The 21,161-nt window shown below is 73.8% G+C and carries 19 protein-coding genes; 3 read left to right on the top strand and 16 right to left on the bottom strand.

Annotated elements, in window-relative coordinates; translation table 11 throughout:
• Window positions 1-7: 7 nt before the first annotated feature.
• From U1T56_RS23215 to xrtD, 7 genes are all read right to left on the bottom strand, one after another.
• Window positions 8-1,267, bottom strand: coding sequence for a glycosyltransferase family 4 protein (locus U1T56_RS23215; RefSeq protein WP_418161895.1), 1,260 nt, complete (start codon window positions 1,265-1,267; stop codon window positions 8-10).
• A complete protein-coding gene (locus U1T56_RS23210) occupies window positions 1,264-2,613 on the bottom strand; it encodes a lipopolysaccharide biosynthesis protein (protein WP_418161894.1) in 1,350 nt (449 codons plus the stop codon). Before U1T56_RS23210 ends, U1T56_RS23215 begins: the two co-directional genes overlap by 4 nt.
• A 1-nt stretch (window position 2,614) precedes the next feature.
• Complete coding sequence (locus tag U1T56_RS23205) at window positions 2,615-3,190, bottom strand: LbetaH domain-containing protein (RefSeq protein ID WP_418161893.1); 576 nt, start codon at window positions 3,188-3,190, stop codon at window positions 2,615-2,617.
• A complete protein-coding gene (locus U1T56_RS23200) occupies window positions 3,187-4,416 on the bottom strand; it encodes a glycosyltransferase family protein (RefSeq protein WP_418161892.1) in 1,230 nt (409 codons plus the stop codon). The genes U1T56_RS23205 and U1T56_RS23200 overlap by 4 nt, the downstream gene beginning before the upstream one ends.
• 1 nt (window position 4,417) lies before the next feature.
• Window positions 4,418-5,506: an NAD-dependent epimerase/dehydratase family protein gene (locus tag U1T56_RS23195; protein ID WP_418161891.1), complete on the bottom strand. Its 1,089-nt coding sequence runs from the start codon at window positions 5,504-5,506 to the stop codon at window positions 4,418-4,420.
• Window positions 5,507-5,760: 254 nt separating this feature from the next.
• The gene (locus U1T56_RS23190; RefSeq protein ID WP_418161890.1) at window positions 5,761-8,208 is read right to left on the bottom strand and encodes a tetratricopeptide repeat protein; all 2,448 of its coding nucleotides are present in this window, start codon (window positions 8,206-8,208) and stop codon (window positions 5,761-5,763) included.
• 10 nt (window positions 8,209-8,218) lie between these two features.
• Window positions 8,219-9,802 carry a VPLPA-CTERM-specific exosortase XrtD gene (xrtD, locus tag U1T56_RS23185; protein ID WP_418161889.1) on the bottom strand — a complete coding sequence of 528 codons (1,584 nt, stop codon included), beginning with the start codon at window positions 9,800-9,802 and terminating at the stop codon, window positions 8,219-8,221.
• An 18-nt stretch (window positions 9,803-9,820) separates the two neighbouring features.
• Between xrtD and U1T56_RS23180 the strand changes: the two genes are divergently transcribed.
• From U1T56_RS23180 to U1T56_RS23170, 3 genes are all read left to right on the top strand, one after another.
• Entirely contained in the window at window positions 9,821-10,360 is a 540-nt protein-coding gene (locus U1T56_RS23180) for a hypothetical protein (RefSeq protein WP_418161888.1), read from the top strand.
• 47 nt (window positions 10,361-10,407) lie between these two features.
• Entirely contained in the window at window positions 10,408-11,250 is an 843-nt protein-coding gene (locus U1T56_RS23175) for a hypothetical protein (RefSeq protein ID WP_418161887.1), read from the top strand.
• 251 nt (window positions 11,251-11,501) lie between these two features.
• On the top strand, window positions 11,502-12,083 hold the full coding sequence (locus U1T56_RS23170) for a hypothetical protein (protein WP_418161886.1): 582 nt from the start codon (window positions 11,502-11,504) through the stop codon (window positions 12,081-12,083).
• Here the strand turns inward: U1T56_RS23170 and U1T56_RS23165 are convergent.
• The 9 genes from U1T56_RS23165 to U1T56_RS23125 form a co-directional block, all read right to left on the bottom strand.
• The gene (locus tag U1T56_RS23165; RefSeq protein ID WP_418161885.1) at window positions 12,080-12,949 is read right to left on the bottom strand and encodes an ExeA family protein; all 870 of its coding nucleotides are present in this window, start codon (window positions 12,947-12,949) and stop codon (window positions 12,080-12,082) included. The genes U1T56_RS23170 and U1T56_RS23165 overlap by 4 nt on opposite strands.
• Before the next feature lie 27 nt (window positions 12,950-12,976).
• Window positions 12,977-13,795, bottom strand: a complete 819-nt coding sequence (locus tag U1T56_RS23160; RefSeq protein ID WP_418161884.1) for a P-loop NTPase family protein — start codon at window positions 13,793-13,795, stop codon at window positions 12,977-12,979.
• A complete protein-coding gene (locus U1T56_RS23155; protein ID WP_418161883.1) occupies window positions 13,792-15,495 on the bottom strand; it encodes a Wzz/FepE/Etk N-terminal domain-containing protein in 1,704 nt (567 codons plus the stop codon). Before U1T56_RS23155 ends, U1T56_RS23160 begins: the two co-directional genes overlap by 4 nt.
• A 33-nt stretch (window positions 15,496-15,528) precedes the next feature.
• Window positions 15,529-16,752, bottom strand: coding sequence for a hypothetical protein (locus U1T56_RS23150; protein WP_418161882.1), 1,224 nt, complete (start codon window positions 16,750-16,752; stop codon window positions 15,529-15,531).
• Entirely contained in the window at window positions 16,752-17,354 is a 603-nt protein-coding gene (locus tag U1T56_RS23145) for a polysaccharide biosynthesis/export family protein (protein ID WP_418161881.1), read from the bottom strand. Before U1T56_RS23145 ends, U1T56_RS23150 begins: the two co-directional genes overlap by 1 nt.
• 1,229 nt (window positions 17,355-18,583) lie before the next feature.
• Complete coding sequence (locus U1T56_RS23140) at window positions 18,584-19,441, bottom strand: replication initiator protein A (RefSeq protein ID WP_418161880.1); 858 nt, start codon at window positions 19,439-19,441, stop codon at window positions 18,584-18,586.
• Entirely contained in the window at window positions 19,438-19,680 is a 243-nt protein-coding gene (locus U1T56_RS23135) for a hypothetical protein (protein ID WP_418161879.1), read from the bottom strand. The genes U1T56_RS23140 and U1T56_RS23135 overlap by 4 nt, the downstream gene beginning before the upstream one ends.
• Before the next feature lie 318 nt (window positions 19,681-19,998).
• A complete protein-coding gene (locus tag U1T56_RS23130; RefSeq protein WP_418161878.1) occupies window positions 19,999-20,208 on the bottom strand; it encodes a hypothetical protein in 210 nt (69 codons plus the stop codon).
• Window positions 20,162-20,803 carry a nucleotide-binding protein gene (locus U1T56_RS23125; RefSeq protein ID WP_418161877.1) on the bottom strand — a complete coding sequence of 214 codons (642 nt, stop codon included), beginning with the start codon at window positions 20,801-20,803 and terminating at the stop codon, window positions 20,162-20,164. The genes U1T56_RS23130 and U1T56_RS23125 overlap by 47 nt, the downstream gene beginning before the upstream one ends.
• Window positions 20,804-21,161 lie beyond the last annotated feature (358 nt).

Raw genomic sequence — 21,161 nt, 5'->3', positions numbered from 1 at the left:
CAGACGCTCAGCAACCGCCGTGCCGGGTGGCACCGCCCGCGGCCGCGGTGGCGAGCCGCTCGCGCCAGAGCCGCAGATGCCGCTTGAGGGGCTCGGGCAGCAGGGTGCGCAGGCCCGGCCGCAGCCCGCGCGGCCAGGACCAGGGAGCGCCTCGCAGGCTGTGGGCCGCATCCTCCGGCAGGGCCGTCACCATGCGGACGAGGGCGGCATAAGCCTCGGCCTGGGTCGCGAGGTCGAAGCGGCCCGCGACCGCGCGGCGGGCACGCTCGCCCATGCGGGTGGCGAGGTCCGGCGCGCGGGCGAGGCGGCGAAGAGCCGTGGCGGCGGCGGCGACGTCGCCGACCGGGAACAGGAACCCGTCCGTGCCGTCGGTGACGATCCGGGTGGTGATCCCTTCGAGGCGCGAGACCACCGGCACCGTCCCCGCCGCCATCGCCTCGACGATGGTCTGGCCGAAGCCCTCGAAGCGCGAGGGAGCCAGAAGCGCGTCGTGACGGGCGCAGAGCGTCGGTACCTCGGCCGGCGCCACCGGGCCCAGAAAGTCGACCCGCCCGCCGAACGGGGCGAGCCTCTCCGCGAGAGCCTCCCGGTCGGGCCCGTCGCCCGCGACGGTGAGGTGGACATGCTCGCCGTCGAGCTTCGCCAGGATGCGGGGCAGCCAGAAGATTCCCTTGGCAGCCTCCTCGAGCCGGCCGAGGGAAAGCAGGCGCAAGGGCCCGCCCGGCGCGCGCGGAACCCTCGGAGCAGCGAGGAAGCGCGCGAGGTCGACCGCATTCGGAATGACGCGCGTGCGCGCCGCGGGGAAGCCGTGGCGGCGCACGAGGTCGGTGCCGATGCGCCAGGAGACCCCGACCGTGGCATGAACGAAGTCGCGCATGGCGCCGGCGGCGGCGTAGGTGCCGGGGGTGACGTTGTGGACCAGCATGATCCGCCGCAGCCGGGACGGCAGCCAGCGCACGGCGTTAGTCTGAACCGGGCAGGCGAGGACGTTGACGAAGACGCCCGCGTAGCCGGCGCGCTCGAGATGCGCGGCGAGGGCGAGGCCCAGCGCCGCCTCGCCGGCGCCCGGAAGATGGATCGCCTCGCCCCGGTCCCGCTCGTGCGCCCAGGCCGGATCGGCCGTGGCAGCCGCGGCAGCGGAGCCCGCGCCCACCCAGCGCAGCTCGAGCCCGTGGGCCGCGAGACCCTGGCGCAGGCTCGTGAACACGGTCCAGGTCCCACCCAGATGCGGGTGGACCAGGAAGGCCCAGCGTCCACCGCCGTTCACGGCAGCCCCCTCGCGGCCGCGACGGCGGGCGCGTTTTCCCGCCGCCGGAACCCGGCCAGGCCGTCGACGCGCAGGCCGAGGCGGCGGCGGCACGCGGCCGCCCAGGCGAGACCGGAAAGGACGACGGCGAACGCCGAGGCGGCGGCGGCGCCCAGAGCACCGGCGAGCGGGATCAGCACGAGGCCGAGAACGAGGTTCCCTGCCGTGCCGGCCGCGAGCACGAGGGCGGCGAGCCGCGCCTCGCCCGTCATCATGAGCACAGTCTGGGCGGGACCGCAGGCGATGCCGCCGAGCCAGCCCGCGAGCAGGACGAGGAAGGCCGGATAGCCGGCCCTGAAGCCGGCGCCGAAAAGGCCGAGATAGAACGGCCCGGCCACGGCCAGGACCAGGGCCAGGGCCGCGCTCGCGAGCAAGGTCGAGCCGGCCGCGCGGGCGACGGTGGCAGCGAGCTCCGACCCGGCGCCGGCAGCGTGGAGCCGCGCGACCGTGGGCGCGAGCGCGCCGGTGAGAGCGCCGAACAGGAAGGTCAGGACATAGGCGCCGCGCGAGGCGGCATGGTAGAGGGCGACGGCCTCGGGCCCTTCGAGCCAGCCCAGCATCAGGACGTCGAGCTGGGTCTGGGCGTTGACGAGAAACTGGTTGGCCATGAGCAGGAGCCCGGCCGTGAGTCGGGGGCCGAACCGGCCGGCGCCGCGGCCCGAGGTCAGCGCCCGCCGTTCGCCCCGCTCGAGGCCGGCCGCGAGCAGGAGGAACCCGGCGAGAAGACCCAGGAGCGCGGCGCCGAGCTGGAGGAGGAGGGCGGCTTCGACCCCGAGCGGCCGGCGCGTCAGGTGCGGGAGCAGGATCGCCCCCCCGATCAGGCAGGCCGGCTGGAGCAGGCCCGCGATCTGGCTTCTGAGCACGTGCTCGAAGCCCTGCTGCAGCGCCCCGACGAGGCTGTTCGCGAGCAGGACGGCGAGGATGGCGCCGGCGAGGAGCGGCGGGCCGCCGCCCGCGAGGGCGCCGGCGAGGATTCCGGCGGCCGCGACGGCGAGGGTGAGGCGGAGCGTCAGGACGAGAAGGTCCCGGATCTCGGCCCAGCCGGCACCGCCGCCACGGGCGGCCGCCACCTCCTTGAGCACGAGCTGGGGCAGGCCGAGCCCGCCCAGGGTGGCGGCGAGGGCCAGGATCGACATCCAGGTGACGTAAGCGCCATAGGCGGCCTGACCGAGCAGCCGGGCGAGCGCCACGGCGGCGAGGAAGCCGGCACCCGTGCCCGCGACGCGGCAGAACAGGCTGCCGAACGTGCGCCGGGCGAGCGGCGCTCCCAGGCTGGTTCGCAGAATGCGAAGCAGGACCGCGATCATCTCAGGCGGCCGCGGCGGCGGTCACGAGCCGGCCCGCCGCCACCACCTCGCCGCGGCGGATCACGGCGCCGGGGGCGAGGATCGCCCGGGCACCGATCCAGGCTCCCTCGCCGATCTCGATCGGGGCCATCCGGAAGGCGAAGCCGGGATCGTTCCAGTCGTGGTTGCCGGTGCAGAGATAGGCTTCCTGCGAGATGCAGACGTGGGAGCCGATCCGCACCCGGCAGTGATTGTCGATCCAGGCCCCCTCGCCCAGCCAGACGTGATCGCCGAGCTCGAGGAACCAGGGATGCTTGATGCCGACCCTGGGCTTGCAGACGAGGCCCCTGCCGACCCTGGCGCCGAACAGGCGCAGGATCGCCGCCTTCGCGGCGGAGGGCAGCAGGCTCAGCAGCGCGCCGCGGAAGAGGAGCGCGTTCACGACGTACCAGGCCGCCCGCCACAGGATGCCCCGGTTGCCCGGGAGCACCGGCTTCTCATAACGGGCGAGGTTCTGGCCCTGGATACGGCGCCGCTTGATGCCTTCGGCCAGGAAGATGCGCGGCGGCTCCGCCTCGAGGGGGGAGGAAGCGCTCATGCGGCGGCCTCCCCGAGCCGGCCCGCCGCCGGCGCCGCTACCGCCGCGCACCAGCGGACGAGCTCCCGAACGGTGCCCTGCTCGAGCCGCCGCAGCGCCTCGCCGCGCAGGCGCGCCGTCGCCGTGCGCCGGGCGAGGAGCTCGGGGTCGGCGATCTCGTCGAGGGCGCGCGCGAGCGCGGCCGCATCGGCATCGCCGCCCGGCAGGGCCGGCACGCACCAGCCGGCGCGGTGCACGAGGTGCCAGATGTCCGATTCCGGCCCGCCCATGAACAGGACCGGCCGGCCGAGGCAGAGCGAGGAGACCGCCTTCGAGGGCACGCAGACATGGCTCCATTCCGGCCGCAGCGAGGCGATGTGGACGTCGGCGTGGAGGAGCTCGGCATGCTCCAGCCGGGGAACGAAGGCGACGTGGGGCGCGTCGGCGAGCCGGGCGCGGACCGCATCGGCCCCGCTGCCGTGAAGCGCCAGGACGAAGGCGAAGCGGGCGGGATCGGCCAGGCGCACGAGCCGCACGAGGCCCGCTCCGCCGTGCGCCGCGCCGAGATTGCCGGCATAGGCGAGGACCGCCCTTCCGCCCGCCGCCCGCTTCCAGGCCGGAACCGGTCCCGGCGCCGTGCCGGCGGGCACCACCCCGCAGGGCAGGAGGAAGGCGGGCGTGGCGCCGGCCGCGCGCCGGGCCAGCACGGCCTCGCGCTGCTGCGCGCCCAGGGCAAGGTAGAGATCGGGCCGGCCCGCGGCCAGCACGCGCCGCAGCGCGCGCAGGAGCGGGCTTTGCGCCCGAACCAGTCCGGCGGCGGCGAAGGCCTCGGGGTAGAGATCCATGGTCCACTCCGCCCAGCGGAACGGGCGGCGCAGGCGGGCGGCGGCGAGCCAGACGGCGAGCAGCGGCGGGTCGGTGAGCGAGATCACGACGTCCGCCCAGGCGGCGGCGACGCGGGCGAGGCGCTGCCCGTCGCGCAGCCCGGCCACGAGCCGGGCGAGCCCCCGCCCATCGCCCCCGCTTCCGGCGACGCGGTGGATCTCGACCCCGCTCGCGAGTGCCGTCGTGCCCGGCGCCGGGGCGGCCGGGGCGTCGTAGGTCGCGGTCGTGGCGTAGAGCCGGACCACGGCACGCGGCAGGGCGGCGCGGAGCGCCTGCGCCAGCCCCAGCGCCGCCCGGCCGGTGACGGCGGCATCGGGCGGGGCGAAGCGGTTGACGACGGCGATGCGCAGGCCCCGGTCCATCTCAGGCGGCCTCGGTGCCCGCGGCACGGCCGGCCTCCTCGCGCACGCGCGCGCCGATCTCCTCGACGATCCGCTTCAGCCCGTAGCGGCGGCGCCAGGCCGGGTAGTCCCGCTCGAAGCGGCGCGTGTCGCTGATCCACCAGACGTGATCGCCGATCCGGTTGCGCTCGCTCAAGCTCCAGTTCATCGGCCGGCCGGCCACGGTTTCGGCGAGCTCGATCGCCTCCAGCACCGAGCAGCTCGCCTCCCGCCCGCCGCCGATATTGTAGACCGCCCCCGCCCGCGGCCGCTCGAAGAACTGCCAGAACGCCTCGACCAGATCGGCGCTGTGGATGTTGTCCCGGACCTGCTTGCCCCGGTAGCCGTGGACCGTGTAGGGGACGCCGGTCACGGCGCACTTGACGAGATAGGCGAGAAAGCCGTGCAGCTCCGCACCGGCATGGCCCGGGCCGGTGAGGCAGCCGCCCCGGAAGCATGCCGTCCGCATCCCGAAATAGCGGCCATATTCCTGCACCAGCATGTCGGCCGCGACCTTGGAGGCGCCGAACAGGCTGTGCAGCGACTGGTCGATGCTCATGGTCTCGTCGATGCCGTGCGCGTGCCAGGGATGCTCGGGGGCGAGCTCGAAACGCTTCTCCAGCTCGACGAGCGGCAGCCCGTTCGGCCGGTCGCCGTAGACCTTGTTGGTCGAGGTGAAGATGAACACGGCCTCGGGGCAGAAACGCCGGGTCAGCTCGAGCAGGTTGAGCGTGCCTTGCGCGTTGACGCCGAAGTCGGTGCAGGGGTCGCGCGCCGCCCAGTCGTGCGAGGGTTGGGCCGCGGCATGGACGACGAGGCGGATCGCGCGACCGTAGGCCTCGAACAGGCGGCGCATGGATTCCAGGTCGCGGATGTCGGCATCGACGTGCCGGTAGGACGGTAGCTCGCGGATCAGCCGCTCGCGGCAGGCCCGGGTCGAGGCCGCGGGTCCGAAGAAGCGGGCGCGCATGTCGTTGTCGATGCCGACCACCTCGAGGCCGCGGCCGGTGAGATGCCGGACGGTCTCGGCACCCACCAGCCCGCTGGCGCCGGTGACGATGGCCACACTCATCCTGGTCTGCCCTCGTTTTCTCCGCCCGGCCACGGCCGCGGGGGCGGTTCTTGCCGTTCAACGTTTCTTCGAGACCGATCGTGGTCTGCCCGAGGTTGAGCAAAAGCCGGGCCAGCCGGTAGCGGGCCGCCGGCCCGACCGCCACGCGCGCAGGATCGTCCCCGGCGAAGGCGCCGTTCCCTCTCCGTCGCGGCGGCGGGATCCCGGGCACGGCGCGACCGCGTCGCAAGCCGCGACGCGGCCCGCCGATGGGCCTAGCGGGCCACGGCCGCGGTCGCGCTCTCGGCGCGCAGCCGAGCCAGCGCCGCCGCGGCCTCGGCCCGGCCGGGATAGGGCTCCTCGCCGGCCAGGGCCCGCGCGAGCGCGGCCGCGGCTTCCGCCTTGCGCCCGCTCCGCGCGAGCGCCATGCCGAGATGGTACTGGAACTGGGCCACCGCCGGGGCGCGGCTCACGGCGCGGGCGAGATAGGTCGCGGCCAGGACGGAATCGCCGCGCCGGTACTGCACCCAGCCCAGCGTGTCGAGAAAATAGGGGTTGTCGCTGCCGCGAAAGCGCGCGACGAGCTCGGCCGCCCGCTGCAGCCGCGCCGGATCGTCCTGCTGATGGTCGGCGATCAACGCCGCGAGGTTGTTCGCGGCCACCTCCCGGCCGGGATCCTCGGCCAGCACCCGCTCGTAGACCGCGATCGCCGGCAGCGGCCGGCCGGCGGCGAGCAGCGCTCCCGCCCGCGCGAGCAGAAGATCGACATCCTTGGGTGCCTGCTCGAGTGCCGCCGCGAGGACCGCGTCCGCCCCGGCGGCATCGCCCCGCGCGAGCAGCAGCCGGGCGAGGGCCCGCGCCGGCGCCGCCCAACCGGGGCGCAGCTCGAGGGCGTGGCGGAAGGCGGCCTCGGCCTCCCCGCTCCGCCCGGCACGGACGAGGAGCCCGCCCAGGAGATTCTGCGCCGCGGCATCGGTCGGGGCGGCGGCGACGCGCTCTCGCACGACGCCGAGCGCCCCTGCGGGGTCGCCCGCGGCGAGGAAGCTGCCGGCGAGCGCCGCGAGCGGCTCGATTCTTCCGGGTGCGAGCCGGACCGCCTCGGCGAGGAAGGGGCGCGCCGCCGCGGGCTCGCCGCGCGCGAGATGCAGCCGGCCGGCGAGCAGAGCCGCCGCCCCCTGCTGGCCTGCGCTGTGCTTCAGCCGGTCGATGTCGGCCGCGGCTTCCTCCCAGCGCTGCTGGCGGATGCGGATCTCGGCGCGGGCGGCGAGCGCTGCCGGCGGCGGCGCCGCGCCCGACGCCGCCACCACCCGGTCCCACACCCCGGCGGCACGGTCGAGCTCGCCACGCTCCACGAGCAGGCCCGCCAGCAGCCCCGCCGCCTCGAGATCGCCGGGCGCCTTGTCGAGGAGCCGGGCGAGGCTCTCGGCCGCGAGCGCATCCTCGCCTTGGCGCAGATGCGCCATGGCGAGCAGGCGCAGGCCCGGCGGCCAGCCCGGATTCTGCCGCAGCGCCGCCCGGCTGCTCCTGATCGCCTCGTCGGCATCGCCCTGGGCCAGGGCGGCGGCGCCCCGGGCGAGGTTGGCGGCGCGGTGCTCGGGATCCTCCGCCAGCACCGCCTCGGCGAGGGAGCGCGCCTGCGCCACGTCGCCCCGGCTCAGCGCGAGCTGGGCCAGGGCCGCGCGCGCCTCATGGGCGATCCCCGCCTCCCCGGCCGTGGCCGCGATCCCCGCGAGCGTCCTCGCCGCTGCCTCCGGCCGCTGCGTGCGGGCGTAGAGATCGGCCAGCAGGAAGGCGAGACGAGGCTCGCCGGGGTGCTGCGCCAGCCGGCGCTGCAGCTCGGCCTCGGCGGCGGGAAAGCCCTGCGTGCGAAGGAGCAGATCGACCAGCCCGCCCATGAGTGGCAGCGCCGCGGCCCCGCCCGCATCCAGCGCCGCTTCGAGCGTGGCCACGGCCTTCCCGTCGTCGCCGCGGCGGCGGTAGAGCTCGGCCAGCGCCGAACGGTAGACGAGATTCGCGGGCGCGAGCGCGATCAGCTGCTCGTAGTCCGCGGCCGCCTCCTCCCAGGCGCCCTCCCTCTCGGCGAGGGCGATCCGCAGCAGGCGCAGGCTCGCATCGCCGGGGACGCGGTCGAGTGCCTCGGCGAGCAGTGCCTTCGCCTCGGGCAGGCGCTTTTGCGCGTTCAGGACACCGACGCGCACGGCGAGCGCGTTGCCGTGGCCGGGCGCTCGCGCCAGCACCTCGCCGGCGAGGCGCTCGGCGGTGGCGAGATCGCCGCGGCGCAGGCTCACCGCCGCCTGGAGCGTGCGGCCGTCCAGGTTCTCGGGCTCGATCTCGCCGATCGCCGCCCCGGCCCGCGCCGCACGCTCAAGATCGCCGCTCAGGACAGCAAGTTCGCCGAGCCTCGTCCAGGCGGCGACGAGGCGGGGATCCTCGGCTACGGCCGCCTCGTAGGCCGCGAAGGCTTCCGGCCAGCGCCGGGCACGCTCGTGAAGCCGGCCGAGCTGGAGCAGGGCCTGCGCGTTCTTCGGGGTGAGCTCCAGCACGTTCTTGAGCTCGACCAGCGCCTTGGCATCGTTGCCGGCCTCGAGATGGGCGAGGGCGCGCGCGAGATGCTCTGCGGCGCGCTCCTCGGGCGAACCGCAGGCCGCGAGCACGAGGGCGAGGAGGGCGGCGGCCGCGTGGCGCAGCGGGCGGCGACGCGATCGGACGGGCTCAGTGCGCATGGCTCGGGGCTCACAGGCCGACATGGGGTTGCAGACGAGGGTAGGCGAGGCGGAACAGGTGCCCGAGCCGCGCTTCCGCTGCCGCGACCGGCTCGTCCGGCCGGATCTCGGTCATTAGGCGGACCAGGGCCCCGTCCGAGCGCTGCCGGGCGAGCACGTCCACGAGAATCGCGAGCTTGGTCCAGACCTCGTCGGTGAAACGGCGGCCGCGCTGCTCGTACCAGTAGTACATCAAAATTTTTCTGTCGCCTTTCGCGATCACGGCCCGATTGACCACGAAGCCGCCGGCCGGGGCTGGAACCGGCTCGATCCGCACGAACTCCCAGCCGCTGCCCGGCAGACACTCGCGCGGCGAATGGATGCGCCCGCCCTTGGCCTGGGAGGCGTAGTAGACCACCCAGAGATTGACTGCGGCCGCCTCATCGGCGGCGGCGAAGTCGGCGAGGAGATAATCGTCCGGCCGGAGCACGGCCCGGGCCGTGGCGTCGAGCGGACGCTCCCGCCCATGCCAAGGGCCGAGCTCGAGTGGGAAGGTGGCGAGCCCCGGCCGGAGCGGCGGCCGTTCGGGGCGGGCATCGGCCCAGCGCCCGGCCGGCAGGGCCGCGACCAGGAGCAGGCTCGCGAGAAGGAGCGGCAGGAAGCGGGTCCCCGGCCGCGACGGCGGCGCGATCGCGCTCGTGCCGGCGATGCGCTCGAGATCGAGCAGGCCCTGCACCTCGGCCGAGGCTCGGGGCGGCCGGAGGCGGGCGAGGAGTGCCATCTCGCCGAAGAGGAGGAGGAGGGCGAGAAGGAAGATCGCCCAGCCCTCGAACAGGTGCAGGAAACCCTCGGCAAGGGCGATGCTGCCGTGCTCGACGAGGAGCCCGGTGAGCGCGAGCCGGAGCGCATTCACGAGCACGGTGATCGGCGCCACCGAGACCAGGACGAGGGCACGGGCGGGAAGCGGCGCGCGGAACAGCCAGGCGCACAAGAAGCCGAACGCCGAGAGCGGAAAAAGATAGCGCAGCCCGCTGCAGGCCTCGGCGACCTGGAGACGGTAGACGCCGAGATCGATGATGTTGCCTTCGAGATGGACGCTGACCCCGGCGAGCCGGAGCGCGGCGGCGCCGAGCGCGGAGGAGAGGAGCTGCAGCTTGGTCGAGAGCAGGTAATAGGCCGTCGCCGGCATCGGCAGGGCGAACAGGAGAAAGGCGAGCGGCAGCCAGACGGGCCGCATCGCGCGCGGCCCCAGCGCGGCAAGGCCGAGCCCACCCGCCACCAGCAGAAAGCCGATCACGGCCGGGGTCAGCATCGAGGATATCCGGCTCAGGAACAGCACGAGCAGCCCGAGCAGGACCAGCGCCGTTCCGGCGAAGGATCCGGGACCGCACGCGGCCAGGATCGCCGCGCGGCGCCGGAGGAGGAGGAACAGGGTCACGGCCGGAATCAGCCAGCCATGGCTGTATTCCGGCTGCGCCCACGCGACGGCGAGGCCCGTGAGGCTCGGCCCGAACAGGGCCGTGCCCGCGAAGGCAAGGGCGGCCAGGAGCAGGCCCGCGAGCGGCACCGGCGGGCGGGTGGCGGCGGTGACGGGATCGGTGGCGGTCTCTGGCATCGTCCCGAGGCGCACGAGTTGGCATCGCCCTCGCGGGCGGCTTTTCCCGATCTGCACAAAGCTTGCCACGCCGGCACCCGGCCGAATGGGCGCGGCATCTCGACGAGCCGCGGGCGAGCCTGCAGCCCCGGAACGCCGCTCGAGCTCGAGCGGCTCGCCGCCGCGTTCTGGTACGGGATCCGTGCCGATGCCCACCATGTCGAGACCCTGGCCGCGATCGCGCCCCGGCTCCGGGGCGCGTATCGCGGCTGCTACCGCCCGCCGGTGCCACGAGAGGCGTTCGGCAGCGACGCGACCGGGGTGCCGGTGATCGACCCTGGGCGCGCGGAGAAAGCGCCGGTGCCGGCGAACGATGTCGCGCCGGCGGCGGGCCCGGTGACGAGCTTGCGGGCGCGGCGCGTGCGCCTGCTGGACCGCAAGACGCCGCGGCGGGCGGGGATCGCGATCGATGGCGAGACGCTGAACTGGCTCGGCAGCCGCGAGCTCGCGCAGGCGTGCCGGGAAGCTCGGAATGCGTCCGGCGGTAGTTATTCTAAATCTAAAGTTGATTTCCCGTGACGAACTCGTTAGAAACCGCCCGTGTCCCCGTCGCTGCGAGCCTGCCCATGATCCGCCCCGACCGGCGTCTCGTCGCCGCTCTCCGCGCGGCCCTGACCGTGCTCGTGCTCGCGGCCGCCGCGCCGGTCCGGGCGGCGGCGATCGACTGGACGCGGCTGCCCGGCGGGGTTGCGGACGATCGGGCGATCGGCCCCGAGGATCTGATCGGGCAAGGGGTCGTGCTCCGCTGGCGTAACCGAGGCGACCGGCCCTTCGGCGACGCGGCGCTCGAGCGGGCGGGCCCGGACCAGGTCTCGGCCTTCCTGAACCGGCACGCCGCCACCTACGATACCGCCAACGGCGGCACGCTCCCGCCTTATTTCTTGCGCGCCGGCGACGACTTCCGGGCGACCGGGCAAGGTGCCGCGCTCGTGCTGGAGCTCGCCCGGCCCACGGCCTTCGCCTCTGGCCGGATCTGGGACATCGACGGCCGGCGCGGGCACACCGAGCAATGGCGGATCACGGCCTTCGATACGGCGGGTACCACGCTCGCGAGCGTCATGAGCCCGCTCGGCGACAGCCAGGTCGGGGACGGCCTGCCCTGGACCTGGGTCCTGGGCGAGGCGGGCGAGGGTACGGCGGCGCACATCGCCCGGATCGAGATCACCTTCGTCGGCAGCAAGCGGCAGGGGGTCGGGGTCGGCTTCGACGGATTCGAGACCGGGCTCGCCGTCACCCCGCTGCCCGCCACCGGCTTCCTGCTCGCCCCGGCCCTCGCGGGCTTGAGCCTGCTCGCTGCCCGCGCGCGCCGGCGGGAGCCCCGGCCGGCGGACAGGATCGGATCATGGCTCCCTTCCCGGCGCCGCGACGGCCGTCCGGCCTCGAGCCCGGATCCAGTCGATTTGCCATAACGTGACGATAGCCGCGCGATTCGGGCGGTTCCCCCTCCAGCCGGCCGCGGCCGTGCCATCAGCCTCCAGCGCCCGCCCGCGATGCCGCCTCGCGCTGCGAGCCGCGGCTGAGTGGAGCCGGCTGATCCCTCTGTCTCAACCGGCTCCATCCTGCGGCCCGCGGCGACCGGGGCCATTTGCCGCCGTCGTCTCGCCTTGCAGGCGGTTTCTGCCCGTGGCAAAGCGCCTTTCGCGACAGACCGGACCCTGCCGTGCGCACGACGAGCGATATCCTGCTGCTGCCGACCGCGGGTGTCGGCGCCGATGGCGCCTGGCCGCCGCCACGGCCGGGCAGGCAGGCGGCGGGATGGCTGCTCGCCGCCTGCAACCTTCTGGCCGTCCTCACGGCAGCCTGGTCGCTGACCCGGCCCGAGCCGCCACCCGTGGCGCCGATCCTCCTGCCGCTGCCGCCGCCGGTGGCACCGCCTGCCGCCGCGCCGCGGAGCGAAACGCCGGCCCCTGCCTCGCCCGTGGTGACCGCGGCGTCGCCCGCGCCCGCCGAGCCGCCGCTCGCCCCCGGCGCCGGCTGGACGCTCGACGAGGCGCTGCCGCGGCTGCAAGGCCGGCTCGAGGCCACCGGGCTCGAGATCCGGGACCTGGTCGATGCGGTCATGGGCCTGCGCCGGGATTCGGCGCTGCTCGCCGAGGACGGGCAGCTCGCCCACGAGCGGTTGCAGGCGCTCGAGGCGCGGCTCGGACAGGCCCACGCCCGGAAGGTCCGCGGCCCCGCCCGGCCGGTGCCGCCGGCCGGCTCCTCCCCGGCACCGCCCGAGAGCCCGACCACCGCCCGTTAGGCCTTGCCCGAGCGGAGCGCCCCGTCCCGCCACGGCACGGGCGCGAGGCCGCTGAGCCCGCCCTCGAGGCGGGCCAGGGCCGCTTCCACCACGGTCGCGAGCTCCACCCGCGGTCGGTCCTGGGCATAGGTCAGGACCAGGGCGAGGTCGCACAGGCCGTTGATCAGCCGCGGCACGCCGCGGGCGAAGTGGTGCACGGCGAGTGCCGCCTCCCGGTCGAACAGATCCGGATCCCCTCCCGCCACCTCGAGGCGGTGGCGGATATAGGCCAGCGTGTCCCGGCGCTCGAGCGGCCGGAGATGGCCGTCGGCGGCGATCCGCTGCACGAAGCTCTCGAGCGATGGTCGCTGCAGGGTGCGGCGCAAGCCCGGCTGGCCCGCCAGCACGAGCTGCAGTGGGCACGCGGCCTCGACCGCGGCGCCGGCGAGCAGGCGGAGCCGCTGCAGCGCCGCCTCGTCCAGGTTCTGCGCCTCGTCGACGATCAGGAGCGCGCGCCGGCCTTGTGCCTCGAGCCGGCGCAGATGGTCGAGCAGGCGCTGGTGGCGGCCGACCGGGTCGGCCGCCTCGCCGTCGAGCCCGAAGGCGAGGAGGAGCCACGGCACGAGGTCGCCCGCGGCCGGCGGACTCGTCACCATCGCCGGCATCACCGCCTCGCCGAGGCTCTGCACGAGATGGCGCAGGAGCAGGGTCTTGCCGGTGCCGCTGCCGCCGGTGAGCACGACGAACCCGGCAGGCTCGCCGAGGCCGTATTCCAGCATGGCGAGCGCGGTGGCGTGGCTGCGGCCGGGGAACAGGAAGCGCGGGTCCGGGGCGAGCGAGAACGGCTTCTCGTGGAAGCCGAAGAAGGGTTCGTAGAGGTTCCGCATGGGCCCGGGGCCTTTCGCAGCCAGTGCTCAGTAGCCGTAGGCCGGGCTCCCGGACCAGCGCGCGTCGTCGAGGACCGAGCCCAGCAGGCGCTCGCGGCCGATCAGCTCGGCGGCGCGCAGCAGGCTCGCCCGGCTGGTCCGTCCCTCCCGCGCCACGAGCAGGCAGCCGTCGGCGAGGGCCGAGGCCGTGAGCGCGTCGTCGCCCGCGAGTAGCGGCGGGGTGTTCAGGATGACGACCCGGTCCGGGTAGCGGCCGCGCAGTTCGCGGGCGAGGGCCGCCATGCGCGGCGAGGCCAGAAGCTCGGAAGCGCCGCCTGTGAGCGGCTCCGGCTGCGGCAGCAGCACCAGCCGCTCGATGCCGGGATTGACGAGACAGTCCTCGAGCGCCGCCCGGCCCAACAGGCAGTCGGCGAGGCCCTGCTTCGGCGCGAGCCCGAAGCGGCGGTGCACCACCGGCCGGCGCAGGTCGAGATCGACCAGAAGGGCCGTGCGCGTGAACAGGCTCGCGATCGCGACCGCGAGGTTCGTGGCGACGAAGGTCTTGCCTTCCGCCGGCCCGGCGGCCGTGACCGCGACCATGCCGCCGCCGCGCGCGTCGAGCTCGGCGAGCAGCCGGGCGCGCAGGACCCGGAACGCGTCCGCCACCGGATGGCGCGCTTCGCCGGCGAGCACGCCCTGGCGCCGCAGCGCGCCCGGCGGCGGCTCCCGGACGGCGGTGCGGGTGTAGGCGATGCGGAGCACGACCTCGCCGCCCGGCAGCGCCGTATGGCCACCCGGTCGCCCCTTCTCGAGCGCACGCCGGATCTTCTCGGCGGCGGTCGCGATGCCCACGGGTCCGCTGCTCACGGCCGTGCTCCCTCACCGTCGGCGACGCGGCCGCGCCGCCGCGGTCTCGAAGGCAGGATCGCGCGTAGCCGGGCCAGCCGCCACCCGGCCGGAACGGACGCGTGCGGGACGATCGCGAGCGGCATCTCCCCCAGGAGCGCTGCCATGTCCTCGGGCGACCAGACGGCGTCGTCGAGAAGCTGGCCCGTGACCACCCCGGCCGTGCCGGCGCCGAGGGCGAGGACGCAGCCGATCAGAAGGAGGAGCGGCCGGTTCGGCTTCTCCGGCCGCTCCGGCAGCGAAGGCGGCTCGATCAGGGAGAGCTGCTCGGCCTTGAGCTGGCTGTCGAGGCTCTGACCGAGCTGGACCGAGGCTTCCATTTTGGTGAGCCCTTCGCGTACCGCCAGGGCGTCCTGGAGCCGGCGCTGCAGAAGCTGGTGCTCGCGCTCGACCTGGGGCGCCCGCAGCGCCCGCTCGCGCAGCTCCGCGAGGCTGCGCGCCACCTCGGCGGCCTGCCGGCTCAGGGCCGCGAGCTCGGCCCTGACGCTCGCGAGCTCGGCCTGGAGCGACACGTAGGCCGGATTATCGGGGGCCGGGTCGTCGGGCCGGCCGCCGGCCACGGGTGCCGTCCGGCTCCTGCCCGCGGCGCGCAGCGCTTCCTCGATCCGGGCGAGTTCGCGGCGTTTGCCCGCGACGTCCGGATGGTCCGGGCCGTAGCGCCGGTCGAGCGCGGCGATCTCGGTCCGCAGCTGCTCGCGCTCGCGCCGGAGCGCCCCGGTCCCGCCGCCCGTCCCGGGCGTCTCACCCGCGAGTGCCTCGATCTCGCGTTTCAGCCGAACCACGTCCGGATGATCCGCGCTGTAGCGCGCGCTCAGGCGCACGAGCTCGGCGCGCATGGTCTCGAGCCGGGCCGCCGGGCTCTGCGGCTGGCCGTTCTCGCCGTAGAGGAGAACGGGCTCGGTCCGGGCGAGGAGGGCGGCGAGCTGGGCTTCGCGCTGGCGGAGAACGGCGAGCTGTCGGTCGAGGTCGCGCTGCTCGCTCTCGAGCCGCGCCATCCCGCTCTGGACCGCGAGCTGGTCCTCGGGCAGGAGCCCGGCGTTCCTGGCCTTGAACGCGGCGATCTCCTGCTCGACCGCGCGGATCTTCTGCTCGGCCTCCTGCAGCGAGCTCCGCACGAAGCCCGCCGTCTCGGCCGCACGCTCGCGCCGCTGGCGGATGTTCTCGTCGAGATAGAGCGAGACCAGCTCGTTCGCGACCTTTTGCGCCGTCGCGGGCTCGGGATAGTCGAAGGCGAGCGAGAAGGCCACGGTCAGGCTGCGCCGCTGGCCGCTCTTGGGGTCGACCACGTTGGCGCGGATCATTTCGGTGTGGATGTCTTCGCGCATGGCGGCGGCGAGCTTGCTCAGGGGCTCGCGCTTGCGCCGTTCCGGGTAGAGCCGGTAGCGCTCGACGATGCCGAGCAGGCTGTCCGTGACCATCACCCGGCGCGTGATCGCCTCGAAGCGCTTCTCGACATATTCCGCGACCACGAGGCCCTGGAGATCCTCCGGCATCTCTGCCTCCTCGATCAGGATCGTGGCCGTGGAGCGGTAGGTGGGTGGCCATGCGAGGGTCACGGCCACGGTGGCGGCGAGGACGGCCGCGGCCGGCAGGAGGAACCACCATTTGCGCCGGCGCAGCATCAGGAGCTGCTCGGCCGGCGAGAGTGCTCGTGCCGGCATGTCAGACGGATCCCGTCCGACGGTCCATCGGCCTCACCCGCCCCGACGCGGCAGCGGGAGGTCGTAGCCGAGGCGCAGGATCAGGGCGTGCGCGTCGGCGCCGTCGCCGTCCTTCCCATCGAACATCTCGTGGCGGTAGCGGTAGCGCAGGCTCAACGCGGCCTCCCGGCTCAGCGCCCAGGCGAGCCCGGGCTCGATCTCGACATAAGTCCGGTCGACGAAGGATGTGGCCCCGCCGATCCCGCTCTGTCTTTGCAAAAGCCCTGCCAGCTCGAGGCGCCAGTCGCGGCCGAGCTCGTGCACGAGGCGCAAGGAGAGCCGGCTCGCGTCCACGATCTCGCCATTGTCCCCGGAAGGCTCGAGCGCCTTCTCGGCCACGAGGGTGAGCGTCGTGCGGGGGGTGAGCGCCTGGCCCAGGCTCGCGCGCACGGTGTAGCCGAGCTTCTGCTCCTGCACCTGCGTCAACGTCCCGCCTGCGGCGCGGGCCTGGGTCTCGACCGCATAAAGCGTGGGCCCGGCCCGGACCTCGAGGTTGCGGCGCTCGGCCGGGCGATGGCGCAAGGTGAGGAGCGGGCTCAGAAACGTGGTACGCTGCCGCGCCGATTCGAAATAGCTGCCATGAAGCGCCGTCCCGGCCATGAGCTGGCGGGTGAGGTCGTGGTTCCAGCTCAGGGCGAAGGCGAGAAGATCGTAGGCGAGATAGGGGCCGTCGGCCGAGCCGCTGCCGTCGGGGAAGATCCGCCGCGTCCAGCCGGCGCCCAGCACGAGCTCGTCGCGTCGGCCGAGCGCGTAGGTCCAGCTCGGGGCCAGCGCCAGGGTCAGCCGACGCTGGTCGAGCCGCTGGGTCGGGCTCGAGCGCTGTGCGAGGTCGACCGAGGCACTGTCGTGGCGCAGGCTGCCCTCGAGGGCGAGCTGCGAGCGCCGACCCAGGCGCAGAATGCGCGTGCTCAGGAGCTCGTCGTCGGAATCGTAGCGGCTCCGGTCGAGATAGCGCACGAGATCGGCCGCTGCCGCGAGCGTGAGCCGGGTGCGGGGCGTGCGGCCGGTGAGCTCGCCCGCGACCGAACTCACCGAGCTCAGGTCGGCCTTGGACTTTCCGGCGCTCAGGGCGACGTTGTCGGTGACCCCCACCTCCTGCACCGCCCGGACCTGACCCGTCCATTCGGCGGCGCGTGCCGCCGGCACGCCCGCGAGGAGCGCGGCCAAGAGGCACGCGGCCGCGAGCCGTGCCGGCGCCGGCAGCGGCGGGGGCGGCATCAGAACAGGGATCCGCCCGGCACGATGATGGTGTCGCCGGCCTGGAGCACGAGATTACCCGCCGCGCTCGTGTCCTTGGTCACTCGGTCGAGGTCGAGGATGGTGACCTGCTCCACCCCCTTCTCGTCGCGGCGCAGAAGGCGGATCGACTTGCGCGCGGCGAACGGGGTGAGACCACCCGCGAGCGCCAGGGCCTGAACCAGACTGGTCGGCCGGTCGAGCTGGAACTGGCCGGGCTTCTGCACCTCGCCCAGGACGTAGACCCGGTTGCCCCTGGCATCGAGCAGCTCGATCGTGACCACCGGGTCGGCGACGTAGCGGGCGATCCGGTTCCTTACCTCGTTCTCGAGCTCGGCCGCGGTCCTGCCCGCCGCCGGCACCTGGCCCGCGAGTGGGAAGGAGACGCTGCCGTCGGGCTGGACCGTGGCCTCGCGGGTGAGGCTTTCCTCCTTCCAGACCGAGAGGCGGATCACGTCGCCGGGGTTCAGGCGGTACGCGCCCGCGGCCGGCTCCGTCCCGGCCGCGGCCGGCGTGGCACCCGCGGCGAGGAGCGCTGCGGCGAGAACACGGAGCTGCCGCCGGCGGGAGAGGGAGGGTGGCATGGTGGTCGGCGTTTCCTGGGCGTTTCCGGGCGCCGCTCGTGCGCCTGCGGCGCTCGCGGCATCGGTTGTCGCTATGCTGCGCTGCGGGAATCCCGCTGGCTGCGATCGGCGTGTTGTCATTTTAATTCTATCTTACAGCGTCTACTAGAGCGACATTTTTTCTCCTTGGTTAAAATCCCGGGATCGGATCCGCGCCATCTGCCGGGCGCGGCGGCGACGCCCGTGCTTGCCCGGCAGCGGAGCGCGCAGAGTTGGACCGCGTCTGTCGGAGCTGGTGGCCGGACCGGGCCGATCGGGCCGGGTCGGCCGGAATGCCCGTTGCCGGGCCGCAGACGGCCAAGGACGCGCGATTCGGGTCGGCCGGTAGGTAGGGTACCCCATCAGCGCCGATGGCGCTCTACGGGCTCCGTAGGCGCTCCTAGGGCCTATTCGCGCCGGCTCCGACGGCGGCGCGGGCCACTGCGCCTCGTGCCATGCCGGTGCCGAGGAGATTGCAGGACGGGCGGCGCGGCCGGCGCTCCGCTTCGGGTGGACGACGTGTTCGAGCAGACGCAGGCTCTCGGAGCCTCATGCATCGTCGCCATGTCGAGGCTTCGGTAGCTTCGGCTCCGGTATTCTCCGGGCCTGGTCGGTGTTTCTGGACGAGCCGAAGGCCGTCGTCGCACCGTCGGGTGTTCGGTCGGAGCGCCGATGCAGGTCTCGCCCGCACGCTTGCAAGCTTTTTTCTGCCTGTCCTTTCTGCCTGTCCCGGCCGAGCCGTTCGGGATCGGTTTTCGGCCCGTCCCGGGTGCGCCGTCGGGGGTGGGCTCCCGGCCCGTCCCGGGCGCGCCGCCCGGAAGTGGTGGTGGGGTCTTGGGCATCATCAGTTAGGATTCTTAATATAGTTAGATAAGTTAGAGGGTGGATAACTAGTGCGATTCGTGAGCAAATTCAATTGGTTAGCTGGACCCCCCTGCAGCCGATACTGCGACCAACTGCAGCCGATACTGCGACCTAATCCACAGGCACCCGCAGCCGATACTGCGACCTGATTCACACGCCGCCCACAGCTTATCCACAGTTTTTTCCCAGGGCCGTCTCGTGCTCCTTCCGACCGGACGTGTTTTCGGGTCTGCGACCGAGCTGCAGCCGATACTGCGACCGAAGCCGGGTCGCCGCGGCCGGGCTCCAGCAGATCCGCGGCTTCCGGCTCGTCCGGTCGCAGTATCGGATGCAGCCGGCGCCGGCCGCTACGATCCGGCGTCGGCCGGGGTCCGCCGCCGGAACACCACCACGGTCTCGTCGCCCTCGAGGCCGACCGTGTAGCCCGGCAGCCTGTCGGCCCTGGCCAGCCTGCGCAGCCGCATCATGAAATTCCGAAACGCGTCCTCGCAGCCGGTCTTGGCGTAGAGGGTGTCGGGCCTGACCTCCCATTCGGGCTGCTGGCCGCAATGCTTGCGGGCGAGAAGGTAGAGCATCCGCTCGAGGCCGCCGGTCAGGCGGAAATAGGCCGGATCGATCGCCAGCACCCGGCCGGCGGTGATTCCCTGATAGAACCAGCGCGAGAGCGTGATCTCGGCTCGGTCGGGCTCGCCGTCCTCCTTGATGTCGCCGACGCTGTCGAGCCAGGAGAACGCCACCCGGGTGCGCTTCTCCTGGTTGCCGCGCCGCTCGGTGGCGACGATCACGACCGAGGTGGTCCGCAGGCGCTCGAGCGCCGCCCGCAGTTCCTCGTAGCGGGTCGCCTGCGCCTTGCCGCGCGCGTCGGTCCGGCCGATGGCGCGCAAGAGCTCGTTCATCGCGAAGCGCAGGCGTGGGCTGGGCTCGAGGCCGCGGTTGAGCCGGTCCACGATCTGCGAGGTCGCCCAGAGCATCACGTCGTGGTCCCAGATCGTGGCGATGCCCACCCCGGGCTTGCCGTCGATGCGGATGCTGATGCTGCCGTCGTCCCTGGTCTCGGCATACTCGATCGGCCGCGTCCGCCGGCTCTTGGCGATGGCGAAGAACGGCCGCTCCATGACGTCGCGGAAGCTCCGGGTCGGCAGATCCGCGAAGTAGCTCGCGAGGATGGCCGGGATCTCGTCGTGGTCGCGGGTGGTCTCGGTCATGGTCGGGATCCGCGCGCGCCGGAGCCTGCTCGCTCGGCCTCGGTCCGCAGGCGCGCCGTGCGACCGAGCCGCGGCCGCGCGTGTGGCGCCCGCCGGCTGCGGCGCTCGACCTCGCGTCGCCCGCCGATGCCGGAGAGCGGGTCGAGGATGGCGCGGTCCACCGCCTCGAGGGCATGGCTGCCGGTGATCCCGATCGGCGCGCCGTCGGGGCTCGTTTTCTGATCGGCCGTCGGACTCATGCCGCCACCGTATGCTCACCGTTGCCTGAACGTAAGCAGCGGCGGCACGAGGGATGGCGCATTGCTCGCCGACCCGCATCCGCTCGGCGCCGTCCGTCCGCCGGCAGCCTCGGCCCACCGGGCCGGCCACCGGCGGAGCAGCCGGCCTCGCGGCAACGGAGCGCGAAGAGCGCCGTTGCCTTCGGTCCGGCCGCAGCGCGAAGGGCGGACGGTGCGGGAGACGCCGCCCGGGCCGAGGCCGGTTCGGGACGCCCGAAGCTCCGGAGAAGACCAGGGTCCCCGTCGGCGGGCCCCGCGCTCCCGACCGAAGGGCACCCTTCAGAACGCCACCTTGCGCAGGGCCTCGATCACCAGCTCGTTCACGGTCACCCGGCGCCGCGCCGCCTTGGAGCGCTCGCGGGCGATGTCCTTGAGCCGCTCGGCGAGCGAGTAGGGAACGCGCGCATAGAGCGCCACCAGCTCCTCGCGCACGGGCGCGGCCTCAGGCGGCGCGGCCAGAGCGCCCAGCAGCGTCGGTCGCTTGGTCATGGATCCACCTCCAGAGCTCACGCATCTCGCCCGCCGCCTTGCCGTTCGGCTCGAACTCGCTCACCGCGCGGCCGTCGTTCAGGGCGTGCGACAGGGCCGCGCGCTGGCCGACCGCGACCGGGCAGACCGGCAGGCCGTAGGCCTGTACCGCCGCACGCGCCTCGGTCGTGACCGTGGCCTCGGCCACGGTGCGGCCGGGCGGCACGGCGTTGAGCACGATCACGGCCGGGGTCCGGGCGCGCCGCACGATGGCCACGGTCGAGGCGATGGCGCGCAGATCGAGGATCGCGGCCCGGGTCGGGATCACCACGAGGTCGACGTTCTCGGCCACCAGGCGCGCGTCCTCCTCCGCGTGGGGGGCCGTGTCGATCAGCACCCAAGGGGCACGCACGGCGGCGAGCGCCGAGCGCAGGCTCGTGGCACTGCCTTCGGCCATCGCCGGCAGCGGCGCCGCGCGCGTGCGCCACCACGCGACGGCGGAGCGCTGCGGGTCGAGGTCGATCAGAAGCGCGTCGCCCGCGAGCACGGAGAGGTGGACGGCGAGCGTGGTCTTGCCGACCCCACCCTTCTGCGCCAGCAGCCCGATCCGCGGCATCCTTGCTCTCCCGGCCGACCCTTCGTCGGCCGGCGAGCTTAGGGTGGTGCCGGGCGCCCGGCAACCTGCCTGCCGATCTAGCTAAATAAATAGCTTAATTGCTATCTAGCTATTGTAAAGCCCGGCGAGCGCGGAAGCGCACCGGCACGGTTCGATACCGCCGACGCTCCGGGCCCGGGCCGCGGCGCCGCATGCCGGCGACATAAAATATCTTTCTAGCTTTCTAGCTAGATAGATATCTAGGAACAGGTGCCGGCCGGCGCCGCGTCCCGCCCGGGCACGGCCGCGCCGGTCGGCTGTCGGACGACCGACGAAGCCGCTCTTCCGACGACAGGCGGAAGTGGCCCTGCGAGGAAGG

It is taken from the genome of Benzoatithermus flavus (assembly GCF_037908215.1).
GTDB lineage: Bacteria > Pseudomonadota > Alphaproteobacteria > Geminicoccales > Geminicoccaceae > Benzoatithermus > Benzoatithermus flavus.
This window is presented reverse-complemented; position numbering and strand designations above follow the sequence as displayed.

Excerpts from the sequence above, each read along its gene's own strand:
- xrtD (WP_418161889.1), bottom strand. The coding sequence starts at position 9,802 with ATGCCAGAGACCGCCACCGATCCCGTCACCGCCGCCACCCGCCCGCCG.
- U1T56_RS23210 (WP_418161894.1), bottom strand. The coding sequence starts at position 2,613 with ATGATCGCGGTCCTGCTTCGCATTCTGCGAACCAGCCTGGGAGCGCCG.
- U1T56_RS23195 (WP_418161891.1), bottom strand. The coding sequence starts at position 5,506 with ATGAGTGTGGCCATCGTCACCGGCGCCAGCGGGCTGGTGGGTGCCGAG.
- U1T56_RS23150 (WP_418161882.1), bottom strand. The coding sequence starts at position 16,752 with ATGCCGCCCCCGCCGCTGCCGGCGCCGGCACGGCTCGCGGCCGCGTGC.
- U1T56_RS23125 (WP_418161877.1), bottom strand. The coding sequence starts at position 20,803 with ATGCCGCGGATCGGGCTGCTGGCGCAGAAGGGTGGGGTCGGCAAGACC.
- U1T56_RS23145 (WP_418161881.1), bottom strand. The coding sequence starts at position 17,354 with ATGCCACCCTCCCTCTCCCGCCGGCGGCAGCTCCGTGTTCTCGCCGCA.
- U1T56_RS23205 (WP_418161893.1), bottom strand. The coding sequence starts at position 3,190 with ATGAGCGCTTCCTCCCCCCTCGAGGCGGAGCCGCCGCGCATCTTCCTG.
- U1T56_RS23140 (WP_418161880.1), bottom strand. The coding sequence starts at position 19,441 with ATGACCGAGACCACCCGCGACCACGACGAGATCCCGGCCATCCTCGCG.
- U1T56_RS23200 (WP_418161892.1), bottom strand. The coding sequence starts at position 4,416 with ATGGACCGGGGCCTGCGCATCGCCGTCGTCAACCGCTTCGCCCCGCCC.
- U1T56_RS23190 (WP_418161890.1), bottom strand. The coding sequence starts at position 8,208 with ATGCGCACTGAGCCCGTCCGATCGCGTCGCCGCCCGCTGCGCCACGCG.
- U1T56_RS23165 (WP_418161885.1), bottom strand. The coding sequence starts at position 12,949 with ATGCGGAACCTCTACGAACCCTTCTTCGGCTTCCACGAGAAGCCGTTC.
- U1T56_RS23155 (WP_418161883.1), bottom strand. The coding sequence starts at position 15,495 with ATGCCGGCACGAGCACTCTCGCCGGCCGAGCAGCTCCTGATGCTGCGC.
- U1T56_RS23135 (WP_418161879.1), bottom strand. The coding sequence starts at position 19,680 with ATGAGTCCGACGGCCGATCAGAAAACGAGCCCCGACGGCGCGCCGATC.
- U1T56_RS23130 (WP_418161878.1), bottom strand. The coding sequence starts at position 20,208 with ATGACCAAGCGACCGACGCTGCTGGGCGCTCTGGCCGCGCCGCCTGAG.
- U1T56_RS23175 (WP_418161887.1), top strand. The coding sequence starts at position 10,408 with ATGATCCGCCCCGACCGGCGTCTCGTCGCCGCTCTCCGCGCGGCCCTG.